The sequence below is a fragment of the Thalassospira sp. A3_1 genome (genome assembly GCF_017744215.1).
GTDB classification, from domain to species: Bacteria; Pseudomonadota; Alphaproteobacteria; order Rhodospirillales; family Thalassospiraceae; genus Thalassospira; species Thalassospira lucentensis_A.
In genome coordinates, this window is sequence record NZ_JAGHQQ010000007.1 from 1 (window position 1) to 21,807 (window position 21,807).

18 protein-coding genes are annotated in these 21,807 nt (G+C 53.1%); 8 read left to right on the forward strand and 10 right to left on the reverse strand.

Translation table 11 applies throughout. From position 1 onward, the window contains the following. Positions 1 to 152: 152 nt before the first annotated feature. Complete coding sequence (locus tag J7395_RS20285; RefSeq protein ID WP_062953457.1) at positions 153 to 932, reverse strand: IclR family transcriptional regulator; 780 nt, start codon at positions 930 to 932, stop codon at positions 153 to 155. A 179-nt stretch (positions 933 to 1,111) separates the two neighbouring features. Between J7395_RS20285 and J7395_RS20290 the strand changes: the two genes are divergently transcribed. The 8 genes from J7395_RS20290 (at position 1,112) to J7395_RS20325 (ending at position 11,888) form a co-directional block, all read left to right on the forward strand. After that, entirely contained in the window at positions 1,112 to 2,629 is a 1,518-nt protein-coding gene (locus tag J7395_RS20290) for an ABC transporter substrate-binding protein (RefSeq protein WP_209223487.1), read from the forward strand. A gap of 25 nt (positions 2,630 to 2,654) precedes the next feature. After that, the gene (locus tag J7395_RS20295) at positions 2,655 to 3,572 is read left to right on the forward strand and encodes an ABC transporter permease (protein ID WP_062953459.1); all 918 of its coding nucleotides are present in this window, start codon (positions 2,655 to 2,657) and stop codon (positions 3,570 to 3,572) included. 1 nt (position 3,573) lies between these two features. Next, positions 3,574 to 4,497: an ABC transporter permease gene (locus tag J7395_RS20300; RefSeq protein WP_062953460.1), complete on the forward strand. Its 924-nt coding sequence runs from the start codon at positions 3,574 to 3,576 to the stop codon at positions 4,495 to 4,497. Positions 4,498 to 4,507: 10 nt separating this feature from the next. Beyond that, positions 4,508 to 5,503, forward strand: a complete 996-nt coding sequence (locus tag J7395_RS20305) for an ABC transporter ATP-binding protein (RefSeq protein ID WP_209223489.1) — start codon at positions 4,508 to 4,510, stop codon at positions 5,501 to 5,503. After that, positions 5,503 to 6,468 (forward strand): oligopeptide/dipeptide ABC transporter ATP-binding protein, encoded by a 966-nt coding sequence (locus J7395_RS20310; protein ID WP_209223491.1) that lies wholly within the window; start codon positions 5,503 to 5,505, stop codon positions 6,466 to 6,468. Before J7395_RS20305 ends, J7395_RS20310 begins: the two co-directional genes overlap by 1 nt. Next, complete coding sequence (locus tag J7395_RS20315) at positions 6,465 to 8,051, forward strand: gamma-glutamyltransferase (protein ID WP_209223493.1); 1,587 nt, start codon at positions 6,465 to 6,467, stop codon at positions 8,049 to 8,051. The genes J7395_RS20310 and J7395_RS20315 overlap by 4 nt, the downstream gene beginning before the upstream one ends. Positions 8,052 to 8,117: 66 nt before the next feature. After that, positions 8,118 to 9,500 (forward strand): M20 family metallopeptidase, encoded by a 1,383-nt coding sequence (locus tag J7395_RS20320; RefSeq protein ID WP_209223495.1) that lies wholly within the window; start codon positions 8,118 to 8,120, stop codon positions 9,498 to 9,500. A gap of 228 nt (positions 9,501 to 9,728) precedes the next feature. After that, on the forward strand, positions 9,729 to 11,888 hold the full coding sequence (locus J7395_RS20325) for a TonB-dependent receptor (RefSeq protein ID WP_209223498.1): 2,160 nt from the start codon (positions 9,729 to 9,731) through the stop codon (positions 11,886 to 11,888). 78 nt (positions 11,889 to 11,966) lie between these two features. Here J7395_RS20325 and J7395_RS20330 read toward each other — a convergent pair whose 3' ends face one another. The 9 genes from J7395_RS20330 to J7395_RS20370 are packed head-to-tail and all read right to left on the reverse strand — an operon-like array spanning position 11,967 to position 21,794. Continuing rightward, positions 11,967 to 12,590, reverse strand: coding sequence for an RraA family protein (locus J7395_RS20330; RefSeq protein WP_209223500.1), 624 nt, complete (start codon positions 12,588 to 12,590; stop codon positions 11,967 to 11,969). After that, positions 12,578 to 13,357, reverse strand: a complete 780-nt coding sequence (locus J7395_RS20335; RefSeq protein ID WP_209223502.1) for an IucA/IucC family C-terminal-domain containing protein — start codon at positions 13,355 to 13,357, stop codon at positions 12,578 to 12,580. The genes J7395_RS20330 and J7395_RS20335 overlap by 13 nt, the downstream gene beginning before the upstream one ends. Continuing rightward, positions 13,344 to 14,159 (reverse strand): ABC transporter ATP-binding protein, encoded by an 816-nt coding sequence (locus J7395_RS20340; RefSeq protein WP_209223503.1) that lies wholly within the window; start codon positions 14,157 to 14,159, stop codon positions 13,344 to 13,346. Before J7395_RS20340 ends, J7395_RS20335 begins: the two co-directional genes overlap by 14 nt. Positions 14,160 to 14,169: 10 nt before the next feature. Next, the gene (locus tag J7395_RS20345) at positions 14,170 to 15,198 is read right to left on the reverse strand and encodes an iron ABC transporter permease (protein WP_209223505.1); all 1,029 of its coding nucleotides are present in this window, start codon (positions 15,196 to 15,198) and stop codon (positions 14,170 to 14,172) included. Beyond that, positions 15,191 to 16,183, reverse strand: a complete 993-nt coding sequence (locus J7395_RS20350; RefSeq protein WP_209223507.1) for an iron ABC transporter permease — start codon at positions 16,181 to 16,183, stop codon at positions 15,191 to 15,193. The genes J7395_RS20345 and J7395_RS20350 overlap by 8 nt, the downstream gene beginning before the upstream one ends. 34 nt (positions 16,184 to 16,217) lie before the next feature. Further along, the gene (locus tag J7395_RS20355) at positions 16,218 to 17,264 is read right to left on the reverse strand and encodes an iron-siderophore ABC transporter substrate-binding protein (RefSeq protein ID WP_209223509.1); all 1,047 of its coding nucleotides are present in this window, start codon (positions 17,262 to 17,264) and stop codon (positions 16,218 to 16,220) included. Positions 17,265 to 17,285: 21 nt separating this feature from the next. Continuing rightward, positions 17,286 to 19,166 carry an IucA/IucC family protein gene (locus J7395_RS20360; protein WP_209223511.1) on the reverse strand — a complete coding sequence of 627 codons (1,881 nt, stop codon included), beginning with the start codon at positions 19,164 to 19,166 and terminating at the stop codon, positions 17,286 to 17,288. Then, positions 19,150 to 19,944 (reverse strand): aldolase/citrate lyase family protein, encoded by a 795-nt coding sequence (locus J7395_RS20365; RefSeq protein ID WP_209223513.1) that lies wholly within the window; start codon positions 19,942 to 19,944, stop codon positions 19,150 to 19,152. The genes J7395_RS20360 and J7395_RS20365 overlap by 17 nt, the downstream gene beginning before the upstream one ends. 2 nt (positions 19,945 to 19,946) lie before the next feature. Next, positions 19,947 to 21,794, reverse strand: coding sequence for an IucA/IucC family protein (locus J7395_RS20370; RefSeq protein WP_209223515.1), 1,848 nt, complete (start codon positions 21,792 to 21,794; stop codon positions 19,947 to 19,949). Between the last annotated feature and the right edge of the window lie 13 nt (positions 21,795 to 21,807).

Genomic DNA, 21,807 nt, shown 5'->3' on the forward strand with positions numbered 1-21,807 from the left:
TTTTTAATGTTCGTTTGCCAGGTGGATGTGGATTGGAAGATCGCAAACAGGCCAATGCCTGTTTGAAAGGTTATTTGCGAAGCTGGCGAAGCCCCAAGGGCGGAGACTGATCCTGCCAACGTAACCACTTCTGCTATAAATGTCGGCGCCGTTTATCTTGATGGCACAATAGATTGGGCAGCTTCAACAACAAGCGGGGCAATTTCCGCTTCTGCGCGTTCGATGGTCCAGCGGATCGATGGCAGAGAACAATGGATGGCGCCAACCGGTATTCCGTCAATGCTGCAGATCGGGGCGGCAACGTTGACTTCATCGGGTAAAACCTGCCCCTGTGTGGTGCAATATCCCTTTTCGCGTGCCATCAGGATATTGTCGAGTATGGCACCACGATCCATCGTTGTTCGCTGGGTGTATTGCCGGGTTGGCCAATTGCTTACCGCGTCACGGATGGCCTGATCGGACTGGCGACTCAGGATGACGCGCCCGGAAGATGCGACAAGTGCAGGCACCCGTCTGCCAATCGCCGAAGCCCCGAAATTGGTGCGGTGGTTGGGCATGCGCACGACATAAATAATGTCGGTTCCGATTGGCTCGGCCATGTTGATGGTTTGGGATGTCTGGCGGCTCAGGTCGATCAGGCGTGGCATTGCCAGTTGTGCCAGATAATCGGCCCACAAATAACTGTATGCCATTTCCAGATATTTGACGGCTGGCCGAAACCGGCGGGTTTCAGGATTTTTTTCCAGATAGCCAAGCTCGTATAGTGTGTTGGCATATCGTTGTGCCGCACTCTTTTCAAGACCGGTAACCTTTACAAGGTCGGCCAGGCCAAGTTCGGTTTTATCTTCGGAAAAAGCTTCGAGTATCCGCATGCCCTTTTCAAGGGATGTGACAAAAAGGGTGTCCTGCTGCCGGGCTTTGGCATCCGTCATGGTCGCATTTCCTCGTTTTTTTTAATGGCAAACGTGCTGGTTGACATGCTGCTTCCAGTTGCCTTATCGTAGTTATATACAGTACGCTGTATTATAATATAATACAAGGTGTTTTAAATACATCTAATGTGTCTTGCCGCAAATATTGTGAAGCGGGACATTCATATCAGGAGGCTATAATGAAACAGATCCTTAAGGGGGCTGGAATCTTTGCCCTCGCCATGGCCGCTGCTGGAACAGCCGCTGCCAACAAAGCTGACGATACCCTCAATGTCGCGTTCTCCAAAGAACTTGAAAATGTCGACAGTTATTTCAACTCGGCGCGTGAAGGCGTCATCCTGCAACGTTCCATCTGGGACGGGCTGGTTTACCGCGATCCTTATACCGGCGAGTATCAGGGCAATCTGGCGACGGACTGGAAATGGGTTGATGACAAAACCCTTGAATTCAATCTTCGTCAGGGCGTTACCTTCCACAACGGCGAGCCTTTTGATGCTGACGATGTGGTCGCGACCGTGAACTGGGTTGCGGATGAAAAGAACGGGGTTAAAACCCAGCGCAACGTCAACTGGATGAAAAGTGCCGAGAAGATTGACCAGTTCAAGGTCCGCATTCATCTGAAAGCTCCATTCCCGGCGGCGATTGAATATCTTGCCGGGCCGGTGTCGATTTACCCCAACGAGTATTATGCCGAAGCCGGTCCGACCGGCATGGGACTTAATCCGGTAGGGACCGGTCCTTACAAAGTTGTTTCGGTCGAGCCGGGCAAGCATTTCGTGCTGGAGAAGTACGAAAATTATCACAAGGACAGCCCGAAGGGGCAGGCCAATATCGGTCGTCTCGATATCCGCACCATTCCCGATTTCAACACGCAGGCGGCCGAACTGTTCAGTGGCGGTCTGGACTGGATCTGGCAGGTGCCGCCAGATCAGGCCGAAAGCCTTGGCGCGATGGGTGAATTCACGGTTGCCAACGAAAGCACCATGCGTATTGGATATCTTGACTTTGATGCCGCCGGTCGCAGCGGTGAAAACAACCCGTTCACCAACAAACTTGTGCGTCAGGCAATTTCGCATGCGATTGACCGCGAAGCCATCGTTGCCTCGATGCTCAAGGGAAAATCGCGCGTCGTCAATTCGGCGTGCTTCCCGTCGCAGTTCGGTTGCGCACAGGACGTTACCCTCTATGACTATGACCCTGAAAAAGCCAAACAGCTTCTTGCCGAAGCCGGTTATCCGGACGGACTTGAAATTGACTTCTATGCCTATCGTGATCGTGAATATGCCGAAGCCATGCTGGGCTATCTCGAAGCGGTCGGCATCAAAAGCAATTTCAAGCTTCTGCAATACTCCGCCCTGCGTGAACTGAACATGAAGGGCGAAGTACCGATGTCGTTCCAGACATGGGGATCCTATTCGATCAATGATGCGTCGGCGATCGTCAGCCAGTATTTCAAGCTCGGCAGTCTCGACAGCGCACGTGACGAGCAGGTCAAGGAATGGCTGGATGTTGCCGACAGTTCCGTCGATCCCGACGAGCGCAAGGAATACTACGCCAAAGCCCTGAAGCGTATTGCCGAGGAAGCCTATTGGTTGCCGTTGTTCTCCTATAACTCGAACTACGTGTTCACCAAGGATCTGGAATATGCACCGACCACGGATGCTATTCCGCGCTTCTTCCAGATGAGCTGGAAATAATCCTCCGGATCAGGGGTTCAGAACGGTGTTGGTATATACGTTAAAAAGGCTTGGCCTGGCCTTGCTGGTGACGCTTGCCGTCTCCATGCTTAGCTTCGCGCTTCTCTATCTTTCGGGGGATCCCGCGGCGGCTATTGCGGGTGAAACGGCAAATGCCGAGGATATCGAAGCTGTAAGAATATATTACGGCTTTGATCGACCATGGGTCGTTCAGTATGGCGAATGGATGTTCAATGCGATCAGGGGAGATTTCGGCACAAGCTATTACTTCAAGCTGCCGGTATCACAATTGGTTGCCGAACGCCTGTCCGTCACGATGTTGCTTGGCGTCTGCGGAATCTCCTTTGCGCTTCTGACGGCTGTGCCTTTGGGTGTTGCCGCCGCCGTTCGCCCCAACAGCATTATTGACCGGATTGCCCTGTTCCTTTCGGTCATGGGGCAGGCCATGCCAAGCTTCTGGTTTGGCCTGGTCCTGATTGTCCTGTTCAGTATCAAGCTTCGCCTTCTGCCGCCTTCCGGTTCGGATAGCTGGCAGAACTTTGTGATGCCGACCATTGTTCTGGGCTATTACGCGATGCCCGCCATCATGCGCCTGACCCGGGCCGGGATGCTTGACGTGCTCGGTGCGGATTATGTCCGCACCGCACGCGCCAAGGGGGCGGGTGAATTCAGGGTGATGTTCAAGCATGCCCTTCGCAATGCCATCATTCCGGTTGTCAGTCTGGCCGCCGTGCAGATGGGCTTCATGCTGGGTGGATCGATTGTTGTTGAATCGATCTTTGCCCTGCATGGCGCGGGCTATCTGGCATGGGAATCCATTGGTCGTAACGATCTGCCAACCGTGCAGGCCCTGATTCTGGTGTTTTCGATGTTCTATATCGTCTTCACCTTCCTGTCGGATTTGTTGAATGCGTGGCTTGACCCGCGCATGAGGGTGGGCTGACATGACCAACACGACCGAAACCATCAACACAGTGGCGCCCAAGGTTGAAGCTGAAGTCCTGAGCGGGCCGACACCACGACAGATTTTGCTGACCAAAATCCTTGGTCACAAGGGGCTGATGTTTGGGGCCATCGTGCTTCTGACCATTTTCCTGATGGCGCTTTTTGCACCACTTCTGGCGCCTTATGATCCGTATCAGCAGGATTTGATGCATCGGATGATCCCGCCCGTCTGGGATGCAAAAGGCAGCTGGGAGAACATCCTTGGTACCGACCATCTGGGGCGGGATTATCTTTCACGGTTGCTTTATGGCGCGCGCATTTCATTGGCCATCGGGGCGATTGCGGCCCTGATTTCCGGCATTATCGGCACCAGCATGGGGGTTGCAGCCGGTTATTTCGGTGGCCGTGTCGATGCCTGTGTCACCTTTTTGATCAATGTGCGCCTTGCCATGCCTGTGGTTCTTGTGGCGCTGGCGGTGGTGGCGCTGTTTGGCGGATCACTTCAGGTGGTGATCACGGTTCTTGGCCTTTTGCTTTGGGATCGGTTCGCGGTTGTGATGCGATCTGCCACGCTGCAATTGCGATCGATGGAGTATGTCACGGCAGCCAAGGCCATCGGCTGTTCGACCAAGCGCATCTTGTTTAGCGAAATCATGCCGAACATCGCCAACAGCCTGATCGTGATCGTGACGCTTGAAATGGCGCATGCCATCCTGCTTGAAGCGGCCCTGTCGTTCCTGGGCCTCGGGGTGCAGCCGCCAACACCGTCCTGGGGGTTAATGGTGTCGGAAGGCAAGCAGATGCTTCTGTTCCAGCCATGGATGATTGCCATCCCGGGTGTCGCGCTTTTCATCCTTGTTCTGGCGATCAATCTGCTGGGCGATGGTCTTCGCGACGTTTCCGCACCTGAAAACCGCAACTAGGGGCATCAGCATGGAAAACATTCTTTCTGTTCGCGGCCTGACGGTCGATATCCCGCTGGCGGCCGGAACGCTGCATGCCGTGCGCGGCATTGATTTCGATGTGAAGCGCGGTGAAACCCTGTGTGTGGTGGGTGAATCAGGTAGTGGCAAATCCCTGACATCGCTTGCGATCATGGGGCTTCTGCCCAAGCAGGCGCAACGTTCGGCGCAGGTTCTGGATTTTGAAGGTGTCGATCTGCAAACCGCATCCAATCGGGATATGCGCAAACTGCGCGGCAACCGGATTTCGATGATCTTTCAGGAGCCGATGACCTCGCTTAATCCGGCATACACGATTGGTGATCAACTGACGGAAGCCCTTTTGCTTCACCGCAAGGTCCCCAAGTCGGTTGCGCGTGATCGCGCCATCGAACTTTTGGAAAAGGTCGGGATCACGGCGGCGGCCAACCGTATGAAACAATATCCCCACCAGCTTTCAGGCGGTCTGCGCCAACGCGTTATGATTGCCATGGCCCTGATGGGCGAACCTGATCTGATCATTGCGGATGAACCGACAACCGCGCTTGATGTCACCATTCAGGCCCAGATATTGCGCCTGCTTAAGGATCTTCAGCGTGAATTGAACATGGCGATGATCCTGATCACCCACGATCTGGGCGTGGTGGCCCGCGTCGCGGACAAGGTCGCCATCATGTATGCCGGTGAAATGGTCGAAGCCGGTAGTGCTGCCGAAGTCTTTACCGCGCCAAAGCACCCTTATACCCGCGGGTTGCTTAATTGCATTCCGGTGCCGGGCAAAACCGCGGTTGGCGAACATCTGGGCTCGATCCCCGGTATTGTGCCGTCTCTTATCGGTGATGTTGCTGGTTGTGCTTTCCGAAGCCGCTGTGACGAGGCAACCGCGCAATGTGCGTCCGATATACCGGCCCGGATTTCACCCGCCGGGCATCTTTATCGCTGTGTTCACGATTATGACATGAACCAGCCAAAATCGGGGGAAGCATAATGTCCGTTCCGGTTCTTGAACTTGAAAATGTTTTCAAGATTTTTTCGATCAAGCAGGGCATCTTTGGCAAACGCAAGGATCTTCGCGCGGTTGATGAATTGACGCTGAAACTGCAAAAGGGAGAGGTCCTTGGCCTTGTCGGGGAATCGGGCTGTGGCAAAAGTACCCTTGCGCGTATTTTGCTGGGACTGGAAACGCCAACACAGGGCCGGGTTCTGGTCGATGGCGAAGACATTACCAGCCATGACAGATCCTATCTGGCGCGGCGTATCCAGCCGATTTTCCAGGACCCTTATTCATCGCTGAACCCGCGCAAGACGATTGGCGATATCATTTCGTTGCCGCTACGGGTGCACAAGGTCGGCGATCCGCGTGACTGGGACAAACAGACCGCCGATATTCTTGATGTTGTCGGTTTGCCCAAACGGGTTTTGCGCAGTTATCCCAGCCAGCTTTCGGGCGGGCAACGTCAGCGTGTGGCGATTGCGCGCGCCCTGATCATGCGTCCTGAGATCGTGATCTGCGATGAACCGACATCGGCGCTTGATGTGTCGGTACAGTCGCAAATCCTTAATCTGCTGTCGGATCTGCGTAATGAATTCGGGCTGACCTATCTGTTCATCAGTCATAACCTTGCGGTGGTCGAACATCTCGCAACAAGGGTGGCGGTCATGTATCTGGGCCGCATTGTCGAGGAAGCGGAAGCATCTTCGCTGTTTGCCGGTCCGGATCATCCTTATACCAATGCGTTGCTGGAATCCGTTCTGACACCGGACCCGTCCCTTGGTGTTCCCGATACGCAATTGGGGGCCGTATTCCCCAATCCGATCAACCCGCCCAGCGGGTGTCATTTCCATCCGCGCTGCCCGCGCGCGATTGATATCTGTTCGACCAAGGCACCGGTGGCGACCCTGCATCAGGGCAAGCGGGTTGAATGCCATCTGGTCGAAGGGGCGGTTCAATGATCCGCGACAATTTTTCCAACATGCAGTCGGTCCGTAAAAACGTCGTCACTGTCGAAAATGGTGGGGTGGTCGCAGCCCAGCATAAGCTAGGCGCCCAGGTCGGGGCTGACATTCTTGCCGCCGGTGGCGATGCCATTGATGCCGCGATTGCCACATCCTTTGCCATGGGGGTTGTCGAACCCTGGATGAGTGGCCCGGCCGGTGGCGGTGCCATGATGATCTATCGCGCCGATGAAGACCGGACCTATTGCATTACCTTCGGGATGCGTTCACCCGCCGGGCTTGATGTTGCGGATTATCCGTTATCAGGCGAAGGCGTTGCAGGTGACCTGTTCCCATGGGCGCGTGTTGTCGGGGATCGTAACCAGATTGGCGCAACCGCGATTGCGGTACCCGGGACCGTTGCCGGTATGGGGCTTGCCTTTGACCGGTTTGGCACGATGCCGTGGGGTGATCTTGTATCGCCTGCGGCAAAGCTTGCGTCGGGCGGGTTATCCGTTGACTGGTATGCCGCCCTTATCATTGCGTCTAGTACCCGCGAACTTGCCAAAAACCCGACCGCGGCGGAGACCTTTCTGGAAGACGGGCAGTGGCCGACTATTGCCGGATGGACGGCCCTTTCGGACAAGCGGATCAATCTTGACCGGATGGCGGCCACGCTGCAACGCATCGCCGATAAAGGTGCGCGTGAATTTTACGAAGGTGATCTTGCGGCGGAAATCGTTGCCGATGTCAGGGACGCCGGGGGATGTTTGGCGCTTGATGACATGAAATCCTATCAGGCTATTCTGTCTGATCCGCTGGCGACATCCTATCGCGGGGGGATGGTCTTTACCCCGCCTGCGATGACGGCGGGTGAAAACCTTGCGGAATGTCTGGAAATCCTGTCGCATCAGGATTTTGAAGGGATGTCACCGGGGGCGGATGCTTATGGGGCGTATGTCGATGCGCTTAAGACGACCTATAAACGCCGGTTGCGCGATATGGGGGACGTTGATGACAGTCGCGCCCCCGCCTGCACCACGCATTTCAGCGTGACGGACCGACATGGCAACATGGTTGCCGTGACCCAGACATTGCTGTCCATTTTCGGATCCAAGGTCGTGCTGCCCGGAAGCGGGCTTTTGATGAATAACGGGATCCTGTGGTTCGACCCCGAACCGGGAAGGCCAAACTCGTTAGCACCCGACAAACGATGCCTGATGAATGTCTGCCCGGCAATCGGTCAGCACAAGGATAAGCGTTTTGCCATCGGGGCATCCGGCGGGCGCAAGATTTTGCCAGCCATTCTGCAACTGACATCCTGCCTGATGGATTTCGACATGACCCTCGAAGATGCCTTTCATCAGGCGCGGGTTGATTTTAGCGGCGGCGATACGGTGATCATCGATCAAAGCCTTTCGCCCGATATCGTTGCGGCCCTTGGGGAACGCCATCGTTGCGTGACCACGCGCAGGACCGCTTTCCCCTATGCCTTTGCCTGCCCGGCGGGGGTTCTTCGGCAGGAAAACATCAATCAGGGCATGACCGAAATCATGTCGCCCTGGGGCGATGCGGTGGCGGAACACCGGGATGGTTCGTGAAGTACAAAATGCTCCGTCGTTCCTTTGGGAATTTGATGGCTTATCGGAAATAACAAGGATCAATCAATGTCAACGCGTGCTGATGCTATCGAAAATGTAACCCGGTATTTTGAAGATGGGCAGTTTATCGACGAACTGCGTCGAATGGTCGAACAGAAAACCGAAAGCCAGAAGCCCGATAATCTCGAAGCGCTGTATGGCTATCTTACCGATGTGATTATTCCGATGGTGCGCGATATGGGGTTTGAAACCCGCATCATTGATAATCCCAAACCCGGTTTCGGACCGTTCCTGTTTGCCGAACGCCGCGAAGGCGACGATTTGCCGACCATCCTGACATATGGGCATGGCGATGTGATCCTCGCACAGGAAGGTGAATGGCGCGAGGGCCTTGAACCTTTCAAGCTGGTGATCGAAGGTGATCGGGTTTACGGGCGCGGTACGGCGGATAACAAAGTGCAGCATTGCATTAATCTGGCGGCCCTGCGGTCGGTCATTCAGACACGTGGCGCCTTGGGTTTTAACTGCAAGGTTATCATTGAGATGGGCGAAGAGGCGGGGTCGCCCGGCCTTGCCGAACTGTTTACCAATTATCGCGATCTTTTTGCCGCCGATGTCCTGATCGCCTCAGATGGCCCGCGCCTGAGTGCCGAACGCCCGACCATGTTCATGGGGTCACGCGGGGCGATCAATTTTGCGCTGTCGCTTAAATATCGCGAAGGCGGGCATCATTCGGGAAACTGGGGCGGTTTGCTGAAAGACCCGATGATTGTTCTTTCCCATGCGATTGCATCCATCGTTGATCGTCGCGGGCAAATACAGGTGCCGGAATGGCGGCCCGATAGCCTGAATGACGAAGTCCGCGAGGCCCTCAAGGATTGCGCAATTACCCAACCCGAAACCGGGCCTGCGATCAACCCTGACTGGGGCGAGGAAAGCCTGTCACTGGCGGAAAAGGTTTATGGCTGGAACAGCTTTGCCGTACTTGCGGCAAAGGCCGGCAACCCGGAAAAACCGGTAAATGCCATCGCGCCTGAAGCCATTGCGCATTGCCAGTTGCGTTATGTGGTCGGCACGGATGAGGATGACATTCTGCCGGCTTTGCGCCGACACCTTGATAAACATGGCTTTACGGATGTTGAAATCATTCCCTCGGCAAAGGGGTTCTTCCGGGCAACCCGGCTTGACCCATCCCATCCGTGGGTCACGCGTGTACGCGATTCAATCATCAAGACCACCGGAACCAAACCGGCAATCCTGCCCAATCTTGGCGGGTCGCTGCCCAATGATACATTTGCCTATATCCTTGATTTACCGACCGTCTGGGTGCCGCACTCCTATGCGTCATGCTCTCAGCATGCGCCCAACGAACATATCCTGCAAAGCCTCAGCCGACAGGCCCTGCAAATGATGGCCGGTGTGTTCTGGGACATCGGCGACATGGCTTGAGCGCGGCTGCAGGGAATTGCCTGTGGTTTAATGAGGGAGCAGAAACCTCCCGTCGGCTCCTGAATGATGAAAGCCGGAATAGCAGAAATGCTGTTCCGGCTTTCTTATGCCGGTGTGATTTTAAGGGGTAAAATTAAAAATGAGAAAGATTATCATTATGATTTGCAATGATCGGAGGGGTTGTGTACTTTTCGGCGGTTTCTAAATTTTATTGCAGAGGGGGCTCTTGTGATTAAACCCGGTTTAACTTCACTTTTTGCCATCAGTTGTTCTTTTTTGTTTGTGCAGCAGGCTTTTGCCCAGACACAAACCGAGCAACAAAAAGTCGAAAGTGAAGAGTCGATTGAAGAGCAACAATCGGCAGATGAAATAACGACCGCACCGCTTGTCATTTCTTCCAGTCGAACCAATTCCGATGTGAAATCATCACCACAGAAGATCACGGTCATCACCAAAGAGGAAATTGAACAGCAGCTTGCAATCACGACGGATTCTTCCAAAGCGCTTGCCAATTTGCTTCCTGCCTACACGCCTGCACGCGAGAAACTGACCGGAAGTGGTGAAACCTTTCGCGGTCGCACGCCACTTTTCATGATTGACGGTGTACCGCAATCCAACCCGCTTCGTCCGACAGGGCGGTCAGCACACACCATTGATCTGGCGATGGTCGAGCGAATTGAGGTCATTCATGGTGCCAATGCCATCCATGGTCTGGGAGCCACAGGTGGTATCATCAACTATGTGACCAAGCGTCCGGAAGCCGGTAGCTTCAATCAGCATATGAATGTTCAGACGACATTGCCGACGACTGGAATCAGTAACGAAACGGATAACTACAAGCTTGGTTATGGTTTCAATGGCGGCTTTGAAGATTTTGATTACCTTGTTTCCACCACTATTGAAGATCAGGGGCTGTATCTTGATGCGAATGGCGATCCGGTCGGGGTGGATAACACGCAGGGCGATCTTATGGATTCCCGCACCTACGATTTCCTGAGCAAAGGAACCTACTGGATCGATGATGACCAGTCGATTGGCGCGGAATTCAACTATTTCCGTTCAGAAGGCAAACAGAACTATGTCAGCGTGACGGGGGATCGCGACAACGGTATTCCAACGACTTCTGAAGAAGGTACGCCGGTTGGGAAGGCACCGAGAAACCAAGTCTATACGACTAGCCTGGATTACGAGAATAAGGACTTTCTGGATATGGATTTGAAAGTCCAGGCTTATTATCAGGATTTTGAAGGGCGGTTCGGCGCAACCACATCCACTAGTTTTGTAGACCCGACGCTTGCTCCTACCGGACTTGATCAGTCCCAGGCAGATTCGACCAAAGTGGGTAGCAAGGTAACTTTGGTTAAAGATGGCTTGCTTGATGATCGCCTGAAATTGACAACAGGCTTCGATGTTCTGAGCGATACCACCGACCAGAAACTGGTTCTGACGGATCGCAGCTGGGTTCCTGAAACAACCTATTTCAATTATGCGCCATTCCTGCAAGCTGAGTTCGAGGCTTTGGAGGGGCTCAAATTTCATACGGGCGTGCGTTATGAAGTTGCAGAACTGGATGTTCCTACCTTCCAGACGGTCGCAGCTGAAAATGGCGTGACCGTGGACGGCGGGACGCCTTCATTTGAGGAAACACTTGTCAACTTTGGGATCACATATAGCCCGGTGGAGACTGTTTCGTTGTTCGGGAACTATTCCGAAGGGTTTGGGATGCCCGATGTTGGCCGTGTTCTGCGTGGCATTGACGATCCGGGGCAGGATGTTGATTCATTCCTTAATCTGGAACCGATTGTAACCGACAACATCGAAGTTGGCGTTCGTTACGATGACACGGTCTGGGATGCAGAATTCAGTGTTTATGAGTCAAACGCCGATCTTGGATCACGACTTCAACAGGTGGGAGACGATTTCTTTGTCGAGCGGCAGAAAACCAGAATTCGGGGGCTGGAAGCTTCTGTTGGCTATTGGCTGAACAAGGAGAATAAAGTCGGTGTCGGTTATGCCTATAGCCAGGGTAAGTATGACAGTGATGAGAATGGAACGTTGGATGCCGAACTGGACGGTCTGAATGTGGCACCGAACCGCCTGATTGCAACATGGGGCAGCACGTGGAGTGATAATTTCTCGACGTTCCTGCAAGTGCAGCACAACTTTTCCAAAAACTTCGACGATCCGGAAAAAGATTTTTCCGGCTATACGATTACTGACCTTGCAGCCACCTACAAACTGCCCACGGGCAAGGTCAATATGGCTATAGAAAACCTCTTTAACGAAGACTACATCACCTATTATTCGCAGAGTGCACTGGTAAATGACGACCGTTATTTCAAAGGGCGCGGGCGCACTGTGACAGTCGGTTATTCTGTGGATTTCTAGGCTGTCTGGTCGAAATAAATGCATTTGAAAATTCCCCGTGATTATCTGGTCACGGGGAATTTTCATGGATACAGGTTTCTATCTGCGGCTTTCAGCCAGTTTTGCGAGAAGTTCCAGCCGTTTTCGTTCATCCTGTGCCTGCTTTTCCAGAACAGGGTCGATCAGCCTTGCGGATTGATCAGGGGAGAGGATGAAAAGGCCGTCTTCATCGCCGATCACCATGTCGCCCGGGTGAATTTCCTGACTGTCTATTACGGCAGGGGTGTTGATTTTTCCGCCCAAGTCACTTTTTTGCGTGGTAACAGAACTCATGCCCTTGGCAAAAACCGGGAAAGGCAGGTCTTGCAGAGCCCGGATATCCGTCACACAGGCATTCGTTACAATACCGACGACACCCTTGATCATGGCGGCAATGGTACGCAGTTCTCCCCAGCAGGCATATTCCGCGTGGTTTGGCATCGAGATGACAAGTACGTCGCCGGGCCGACTATTGATTAATGCATGATAGAGGGCACTGCCGTCCGTCCCGTGCAAGGTTACCGTCACCACATGTCCGAGTAGCCTGCTGCATTTAGTTTGGGCTTTGATATTTCGAATATATCCTTCTGTGGTCAGGTGACCGATGGAGGATGTGTCCACAGCACGATACCGTTCAACAAGATCTTGCGGGATGCTTCGGCTAGACGGATTTAGTTCGAGCATTTTCTTTTCTTTCCGGACGGCAAAAGAAGCGGACAGGTCGAGCAATATTCTTGTGGCGGGGTTAGGTAATAATAGCAGCAGGTTTTGCGATAACGGATTTCGCGTTCTCCGGCTGGTGTTTTGTCGAAATAGAACCGCTGGATGGGATTGTCTTTGCAGTCAAAGAGGTCGCCATCTGCCTCGGTCGTCAGATAGGCGAAGTCTTCCCGAATTTGCCGGGCGGTGTTTATGTTTCCGATTGTCATGAGGCGACGTTCATAAAGCGAATAAACCCTGACGGCGGTATTTTCCCATAAAATGGAAAGGGTAACGCCGGACGCCTCGTGCAGGGCCTGCCACAGACGGGCGAGATTGTCGGAAAAAAGTCTGCGGCATACATCTTCGCGCCAGGTTTCTCTCGCACCGGGGGCTGGCAGGATTGCTTCCAGATTGTAAAGATACATGGAAGATTGCCATCGCTTTGAATCGTGGCTGTAATCAATCACACAATTCTCAAGCGAAAGATCAAGCCCGTCATTGTAGGCGCTCATGGGATAAAGGGCGGCAGAAGTTGTGAGAAAGGCAATGCGCTTGCTTAAAAGTGAAGCCGTGATTTTGCGCGACCGGGAGCCCAGAAGACGCCCGACCTCGTTTAGTATGTCGCGGCAGATATCCTTGTCGAGGATCTCTGGCCCATGCACGGAAAGGCCGGGTAAACCCGCACTTGCCGATTTAAGGCCGCATAAGGAATGCAACTCGTCCATCCGCTGGTCATCAAGGGCATGCATGGAATTCCTCCGACCTTGACGTACTGTGTCCGTGGGGGATGCAGATCGGTGTACCATTCAGTGGGTCGGAAATGATCCGGCATTCCAGATTAAATACGGCACGGATCATGTCTTCTGTGACGATATCGCCCGGCTTGCCCTGACCATATATCTGGCCGTCTTTCAGAGTGACAAGATGGTCGGCATAGCGGCAAGCCAGATACAGGTCGTGCAGGACCATCACAATGGTTTTGTTCGCATTCTTGTTCTGTTCGTGCAGCAGTTCCAGAATATCGATCTGATGGGAAAGATCGAGATAGGTCGTGGGTTCATCCAACAGAATGATATCGGTATCTTGCGCCAGCGTTAGCGCGATCCATGCACGTTGCTTTTGCCCCCCGGACAGTTTTTGCAACGGCCTGTTGCGCAAGTCGGTCAGTTCGGTTGCTTCCAGGGCACGTTCCACCATTTTTTCATCGGTGGTAGACCAGCCTTGGAACCAGCTTTGATGTGGGTAACGTCCCTGTCGAACCAGTTGATAAACTGTCATTTCTTCGGGGGCATCGGGACCCTGCGGAAGAATGGAGAGACGTTTGGCGATGTCAGAACCGGAAATCTGCGAAATCGGTTCTCCCGCGAGGAATACCTGTCCGGCGATTGGTTTCAGAAGGCGGGCAAGGGCACGTAGCAGCGTTGATTTGCCGCAGCCGTTGCTGCCGATCAATACCGTGATTTTGCCCTTTGGAATGGCAAGGTCGAGTTCCTTGATGACAATGTTTTTGTCATAGCCAAGTGTAAGGGCGCGGCTTTCAAGCGATAACATAAGCGTCTCTCTATCTTTGGCGGTAGAGAAGGTAAATGAAAAATGGCGTGCCGATTGCGGAGACAAATATGCCTGCAGGCAAATCCAGCGAGCCGAACAGTGTGCGTCCTGCGGTATCTGCGATCAGGACCAGAAGGCCGCCGATGCAGGCCGTCGCGGGAATTTGCAAAGTGATGGTGTTCTTCACAAGACGGCGTGTGATATGCGGGGCCAGCAGGCCGACAAATCCGATGGCACCGGCATAGGCCACTGCAGAACTCGCCAGAATAACGCAGGCCCCGAGTGCGATCAGACGAACGACTTGTACCGGTATACCCAGGCTGGTGGCCACATCATGGCCCAAGAGCAGGGTATTCAGTGTTCGCCCCAAAAAGATCAGCGGAGGTAAAGGCAGTAATACCCATGGAAGGATGTGACGCACATCAGTCCAATCTGCACCATAGACGCTGCCGGTCAACCAGATATAGGCCGATAGGTTCGTCATTTCGGTGCTGAAAACCATCAGCAAAGTGGTCAGGGCACCGAAAGTGGCAGAAATGCCGATGCCGATCAGGATCAGCCTTGCCGGTTCTACGGTTCCGCTCCATGCCAGAAGGAAGATCGTAATGGCGGCAACGGCCGACCCGGCTGAGGCGATCAGCGGCATCCATGTCACGCTGACGATTGGCGCCAGCCAACCGAAATAGATGACGACGGCAACCGAAGCACCGCCGGTGATGCCGATGATTTCGGGAGAGGCAAGCGGGTTGCGTACCAGGGTTTGCAGGATAAGACCTGAAACTCCGAGACCTGCCCCGACCAGAAGTGCCATAGCTATCCTGGGCAAACGCAGGCTCTGGATGATAAAGCCATGCGGGCTTTCACTGGCTCCGAACAATTCGTGAATGACGGTCAAGATCGGAATATCTTCCGGGCCCGCTGCCGTGGCGACGATGGCGATCAGGGCTGTAAACAGCATGACCAGAATAAGGACCGGCAAGGCGGTACGGTCAGGGTTGTCGGTCCTGTGTCTGCCAAGCGATGTGAAAATATTATCCATAAGAGAAATTCCGCCGGGCAAGAATGACAAATAACGGAGCACCAATAATTGCGGTCATTGCACCGATCGGCAGTTCTTCAGGCATGATAATCTGACGTGCGATAACATCGGAAACCAGCAGCAGGACCGCACCGGCAAGACCGCTTAGCGGGATGAGCCAGCGATGATCACTGCCTGTCGAAAGCCGAACGATGTGTGGGACAATCAAACCCAGAAAGGCGATATTTCCGACAGCAGAAACCGCACTGCCGGCAAGCACGACGACCAGTACCGCAATCAGGGTTTTCAACAGAAATGTATTCTGTCCCAGACCTTTGGCGATATCTTCTCCTGACATGAGAATGTTGATGTGCCGTCCGATGAGACAACTGACCGCGACAGCAGCCGAGATATAGGGCAGAACGGGCAGGAAGGCATCAAGCGTGCGTCCGGCAAGGGAGCCCGCCAACCAGAACAGAATACGGTCAAGGCCGTCCTGATTGATGACCAGAATAGCCTGGGTGAAGGATATGAAAAGGGCTGTCAGGGCCGCACCGCCCAAAACCAGCCTTGTCGGGGTCAATCCGCCATGCCCAAGACTGCCCAGCATATAAACGATGCTTCCGGCCAGGGTTGCGCCGGCCATGCCTACCCATATCAGGCCATGTCCGGCGAAAGACGGAAACAGGGTGGAAACCAGAACAATCATAAAGATCGCACCGCTATTGATGCCCAGAATGCTTGGCGATGCCATGGGGTTTCTGGTTACTGCCTGCATCAGAACGCCAGAAATTCCAAGTGCGGCACCAACAAAACAGGCAATAACAGTGCGCGGCAGTCGACTGCTGATCACGATGACATGTTCGACGGAGTTTTCGTCAAACTGGACGAGCGCCAAAAAGGAATCCCCTAGCGATACCGGATATTGTCCCATGGTCAGACTTGCACTGAAAGACAGCACGAACAAAAGCGCCAGCAACAAAAGTGCTTTGAATTCCTTACTCATGTCGCGTTTGTTTTCTTGATTGTCATACTTGTCTTCACTCTGTCAGGGGCGGCACATCGTAAATTCTGAAAAGGTCATCAAGGATCATGTTTGCGCCGATGATCCCGCCAGAAAGGCTCCAGACGATTTCGTCAACCTTGTAAATCTGGCCTGAGCGGCTGGCTTTCAGTGTTTTCCACAAGGGATGATTGCGCCAGTTATCATAATTCTCGTCCACGGCGGGGTTTTCGGACCGCAGGAAAACGAAGAAGGTGTCGGCATTCACCGTTGGCAAAGCTTCCTTGCTGGTAAGTTTTTTGTAAATCCAGCCATTGGTATCGGCAAATGAGGAATGCTCAAATCCAAGTTCACTGAGGATCAAACCGGAAAAGCTGTTGCGAGACAAAAGGCGGAGATGATCCGCCCGGAAATTAAGCAAGGAGACTTCGATCGGCCAGTCCATGTTGTCCCGTGATGACAGGACCTGACGGAAATGTTCTGTCCTGCGGTTCCAGTCAGCAAGAAGATCGTCTGCCGTTTGTTCCTGATTTAAGGCCAGCCCCATCAATTCAAGTGTCTGTTTGAAATCAAAGATTTCTTCCAGAAAAATGACAGGTGCGATGGCCGACAATTGTTGATAGAGCGTTTCATGGCGGAATTTCGAAGCGATAATCAGATCGGGTTTGAGCGCGACAAGACGTTCCAGATTAGGTTGGGTTTCCAGCCCGACAATGTCGGCGTTCTTCAGCGCGTCCCGAAGATAGGGATAAACAGGTTTGTTGACCCATGACTCAACGACGCCGACCGGAATAACCCCGAGTGCGACGGCCGTATCGGTTGCGCCCTGAAAAAGGGTGACGATCCTTTGGGGGGTGCCGGTTATCTTTGTTTCCCCCATGGAATGGGGGATGACGCGCGTTGTTTCAATGCTTTCCTGCTGTGCCAGAGCGGGTTGAAAAACAAGACAGCAGAAAACCGTCAAACCCGTCGCGATAAAAAGCGACGGGTTGGAGAAATGCGTTTTTATCTTCCGGGGCTGCTTTGGCACTGCAAGACGGTAGATGGCGTTCCAGATGAAAGTAAATCCGGACAATTTGGTCATAACCTCGTCTCTCGTTCTTTCTTAAGGGTCAATATTCTGAAACGGGTTCTGCACCTTGCCTTTGCCCCAGGGCATGCTTCCCGGTCCGCCCGCGCGGGCAATGATTGGCCGAACAAGCTGCTTATAGGGCCAATATGGCGTATCGAACAGTTGTTCTGCAATCATTGTGCGATCTTCCTTGTTGAAACTCGCATTATCGAGCGCGTGGATAATCGCGCCTTTCATCTGTTTCCAGAATTCTGAAGCTTCGATGTCATAGATATTCGCAAGGGTTTCCGCGATGGCACGCAGATTAACCTGTATGCCAAGCGTTTGCAGATAGAACAGAAGATCTTCGGGGCGATCATGGTAAAGGGTGTTGGCATAGCCCTTTTTGATACGGTACTCGGGATCTGACAGGCCGTTGCGTTCCAGCCAGGGAACAAAAATGCGCAATGAGTCATGATCACGTAGCAACAATCCGTGCGCCCGACCATCCTTCCAGACCATCACTGCATTTTGCCCGTGAATTTCAGCCAGCATACCAATTTTGAACATACGGAAATTGATATCGAAGAAGGTCTCGCAGACTTCCCGGAAGAGAGTGAGGATGTTGTCTTCTGTCTGCTCCATATCGCGGTAATTCAGCCATTCGTCAAAGAAATGAACCCTGCTTCCGGGCAGCGGAGTTCCCAATGCCGCCATAGGGATCAGACGATACTGATCGTCTTCCAGGATTTCCGGATAGGTACGAACCATGGCAGACAAATGGCGAGGGCGTTCGTCAAACAGGCTTGTGTCTTCGGGGAAGTAAGCCCACCAACTGGTTTCGTCACAGACAAAAACGCGGCTTTCAAGGGCCGGATCAAGCTGCAAACCTTTACGTAGCAGGGCTTCACTGAGGTTGCCGTTGATCATTTTGACCGCAGGCAGGTATCTGGAAGCTGCCAAAGAGAATATATGCATGGGCAGTTTCAGATAGTTTCGGGTCGGGGAAAGTGGCGCCATGGATCGCAGGGACGATGTGGCCTTTACCCGGTAACCCTGAAAATCCAGGATGTGGCAGGTGCCGTCCTGAAGTTCCTGATCATAGTGCTGCCTGATATAGTGATCAAGCTGCCAGGGATGAACAGGCAGGGCTATGTGGGTTTGAGACAGTCCTTTTTTCTCCATCTCTCTCTGGAGCGCGATTTTGCAGTCAGGAGTTAGCAAGGCGTCAGCAATAGATTTGCTGCGGCTGTTTTCAACACCTTCGCCCAGCATCAGGCTATCTGCTTTTACTGCAATCCAAACAAGGGAGATGTCCTTGTCGAATTCGGCCATGAATTGGGCATATTCCTCGTTTGACAATCCCATTTTTGCCTTGGCAACAGGATGATAGGGGCGATCACGCAGGGATGCCCATTGCTCCATGATCTGGAAAAAATCTTGCGGGGTTTTTGAGAGAAGCCGGTTGGTATCGATCTGATACGATAATGACAGCGCCATCTGTTCTATGCTGGTTTTTACCATGTCCGTAAAAACGGCGATCCCTTCGCGGCTGTCGGGGCTTTCGTCGATCAGTTTGCGACATACCAGATCAAGGAATGACAGGCATTCCAGATGATAAAATCCGTCTGCCGACTTACCAACCAGACGGCTGTTGCGCATGAGCTGGAAGGGATAAAGGACAGCTTTTTCAACGGCTGCGTAAACAAACAGGTCGTCAGACGTTGTCCAGCGCCAGAGCATGCCGGAAGAGGGGGGCGTATCCAGACCAAGATATTGCAAAAGTTCGCTGGTTTCCTGTGTTCCGGGCAGATCGGAAAAGGCAATCAGATCGGATTTCTGGTCTTCAAAATATTCTTCTGCGTGGAGGCCTTCAAAAAGGTCCTGACAAATCAATCGATCTGCTTTGGCAAGCTTGTCATCTATCGCGTTCATGGTTTTTCTCTGCCCCTGCTTTTGTGGTCTGAAGCTTGTTTTGCAATGCTCGAAAGGCGATGCCTCGTTCTTCACCCAGAACGAATGTATGAACACCTTTACGGATCCATTTTTCGTGCTCGTCGGGTTCGCGCGGTATGGCGCAGTAAGGGATCGCAGCCCGGCTGCATTCACGTTGAAGATTATCCAGGCATTCCTGTATTTCCGGGTTTTTGATCTGCCAGGGCCTGCCCATGGACTGGCTAAGATCGGCTGCCCCTTCAAGGATCATGTCGAGCCCGTTGACAGCCAGAATGTCATGGATGTTATCTAGCCCGGCCCTGCTCTCGATCATGGCAACGACCATGACCTCCCGGTTAGCGAAGGTCATGTAATCAGCCAAGCTGTTTTTACCGAAAGCACCAGGGCGACCGCCATTCAGGCTCCGTCTGCCATTGGGGTGGTAGCGAGCAGCGCTAACAGCGTTTTGCACATCCTCTGCGCGTTCAACCATTGGAACCACTATGCCCTTGGCCCCGGCGTCAAGCACACGCAGGATCCCTTTCGGGTCTGTGTCGCCCACCCGTACCAAAACGGTGATCTGCAGGGCATCACCGGCACGGATCATGTTTTCAAGGGTTTCCGGATTGACCAATACGTGTTCGGTATCGATGATCACGAAATCGAAACCCGCCTCGGCGATCATTTCTATCGCAGTGGGCGAGGGGATTGAACAGAACAGACCATAGGCGGGCTGCCCGGCCTGGATTGCCTTTTTCAATTGGTTTTCGGTCAGCATGGCTATGGCCTGTATGCGTAAAGGGGATTGGCGACATCCATGAAGCGTGGTTCGCTATCCCCAAACAGGCGGCGTTTGGTCAATTCTTCGACCTGAATGGTCGGAGCAAAGACGTCAAAGCATTGATAGCGTTCTGCGTGTTGGGGATTTTGTTCCTGATATTCCCGGATAACGCCTGCGGTTGTCTTCCAGAACCATTGTTTCGCCAACCCATAATTGGCATTGAGGAAAATGCCGATCTCGGCAAGGCAGATGAAGAAAAATGCATCACAGGTGAAATCGCGAACGGCATTCAGGTCGTCAGTGATAATGAAGGAATTCCTGTTCAGTCGCAGATGGCTGGCTGGTGCTGCATGCAGTTTCGGGGCCTTGTCGGGATGGGCAAGTGCATCCGGGCAATAGCGCACGCCATCGTGAAAATCCTTCAGGGCGATACGCACCGGCCAGCCGTCCTTGTGGATCAGAACAATATTCTGTCCATGGGATTCAAGTCCGACACCCTCTGCCAGTAACAAATGTATTATGGGACGAACGGCAACCCGGATCAGTTGCGCGCTCCAATCCTCTCGACCGTGGGTTTGTATCCAGTCATCAATGATCGGTTTGCCATTGCGTTGTATATGTGTAAGCCCGTTAAACGGTATTGCAGCCTCACCAGGACGCAAATATTTCGCCATGCTTTCCCGCCAGACGCTGCCTAAACCGCCATAGGCGGTGGTGCGCCGGTGTTCTGGCAAGGTTTCGTAATCAAAGCTGACCCCAAGGAATTCGCGCAGAATGACAAAATCCATTTCCCCGGCGGTTTTGTCATTTTCGATCAGATGTTGCAGCCAGTCGGTAATGACGGGGCCGTTTCTGACCGTGTGATTGGCCAGAATTCGGGTGCTTGATGTATTGGTGAGGTGCATTGCCACCTTGAGATAGGGGCGATCGGGTGCATTGACATTGGCCAGTGTACGAATGGATTGCTGTGCGTGATAGGCATCACTGCCACGACCAAGATAAATCAGAATACCGTCGCGTATTTCCCGGTGGAAGGCGGTGACAAGCTTTTTGTCCCACTGCCACGGATGGACCGGTAAAAGCCGGACATCGTCGAAAGTCAGTTTGTTGTCGCGCAGAACAGTTTCGAAATGTTCAAAATCGGACGGGGCAAGCTGTTCCTGAATGACAGAGGCATATTCGTAACTGCGGGAAAGGCCGATATCGGCATGATCTTTACGTATCGCCAGCCAGACAAGGTGGATGTCCTGACGGAATTCCGGTCCGTAGAGAGCGTTGTCGGCAAGTGAAAAGCCGATCCGCGACTTGTAACATGCATGATAGGAATGGGCGTCCATGATAAGCCCTTCCAAGCTATTGTAGTCATGCCTGAATGCCGACAAATCAGCCGGAATGGGCTGGCTCAGGGACTGAACATCCTTGATAAGGGTTTGCTCCAGTTCCTCGATAAACTGCGTCAGATTGACGGTACCGGGAATATGGCAAAGAACCTCGTCAATAAAGCCCGTCAGGCTGGCATCGGTCGTCTGTTGCGCGTCGGCAGACTGACATCTGGCGATGCCGGACAGTTTGATTTGCCCGAAGCTTTCCTTGCACTGCCCCTCAAACAGGTAGCCGACAGTTGCACCGCTACGTGTCTGCCCTTCGATCAGAAACATGGTGCCGTTATCGGTTTCCTGCGTTTGGACAGGAACGATTTTCTCGAAAATCAGCGTTTGCACCAGTTGTTTGAGAACCCGCTGCTCGACACTGGCAAAGCAATCCCGGTTTTGTCTGCTGATCCAGGAATAGACGGCAGTGCCGGGGGTTTCTGTTTCTCGGGGAAAAGGGAGAGTGTTGACATTCATGAGCTCGTTTCCC

What these genes read in the sequence shown, in the direction of transcription:
- J7395_RS20285 (WP_062953457.1), bottom strand. Translation starts at nt 932, where the DNA reads ATGACGGATGCCAAAGCCCGGCAGCAGGACACCCTTTTTGTCACATCC.
- J7395_RS20290 (WP_209223487.1), top strand. Translation starts at nt 1,112, where the DNA reads ATGAAACAGATCCTTAAGGGGGCTGGAATCTTTGCCCTCGCCATGGCC.
- J7395_RS20300 (WP_062953460.1), top strand. Translation starts at nt 3,574, where the DNA reads ATGACCAACACGACCGAAACCATCAACACAGTGGCGCCCAAGGTTGAA.
- J7395_RS20305 (WP_209223489.1), top strand. Translation starts at nt 4,508, where the DNA reads ATGGAAAACATTCTTTCTGTTCGCGGCCTGACGGTCGATATCCCGCTG.
- J7395_RS20310 (WP_209223491.1), top strand. Translation starts at nt 5,503, where the DNA reads ATGTCCGTTCCGGTTCTTGAACTTGAAAATGTTTTCAAGATTTTTTCG.
- J7395_RS20315 (WP_209223493.1), top strand. Translation starts at nt 6,465, where the DNA reads ATGATCCGCGACAATTTTTCCAACATGCAGTCGGTCCGTAAAAACGTC.
- J7395_RS20320 (WP_209223495.1), top strand. Translation starts at nt 8,118, where the DNA reads ATGTCAACGCGTGCTGATGCTATCGAAAATGTAACCCGGTATTTTGAA.
- J7395_RS20330 (WP_209223500.1), bottom strand. Translation starts at nt 12,590, where the DNA reads ATGCTCGAACTAAATCCGTCTAGCCGAAGCATCCCGCAAGATCTTGTT.
- J7395_RS20335 (WP_209223502.1), bottom strand. Translation starts at nt 13,357, where the DNA reads ATGCATGCCCTTGATGACCAGCGGATGGACGAGTTGCATTCCTTATGC.
- J7395_RS20340 (WP_209223503.1), bottom strand. Translation starts at nt 14,159, where the DNA reads ATGTTATCGCTTGAAAGCCGCGCCCTTACACTTGGCTATGACAAAAAC.
- J7395_RS20345 (WP_209223505.1), bottom strand. Translation starts at nt 15,198, where the DNA reads ATGGATAATATTTTCACATCGCTTGGCAGACACAGGACCGACAACCCT.
- J7395_RS20350 (WP_209223507.1), bottom strand. Translation starts at nt 16,183, where the DNA reads ATGAGTAAGGAATTCAAAGCACTTTTGTTGCTGGCGCTTTTGTTCGTG.
- J7395_RS20355 (WP_209223509.1), bottom strand. Translation starts at nt 17,264, where the DNA reads ATGACCAAATTGTCCGGATTTACTTTCATCTGGAACGCCATCTACCGT.
- J7395_RS20360 (WP_209223511.1), bottom strand. Translation starts at nt 19,166, where the DNA reads ATGAACGCGATAGATGACAAGCTTGCCAAAGCAGATCGATTGATTTGT.
- J7395_RS20365 (WP_209223513.1), bottom strand. Translation starts at nt 19,944, where the DNA reads ATGCTGACCGAAAACCAATTGAAAAAGGCAATCCAGGCCGGGCAGCCC.
- J7395_RS20370 (WP_209223515.1), bottom strand. Translation starts at nt 21,794, where the DNA reads ATGAATGTCAACACTCTCCCTTTTCCCCGAGAAACAGAAACCCCCGGC.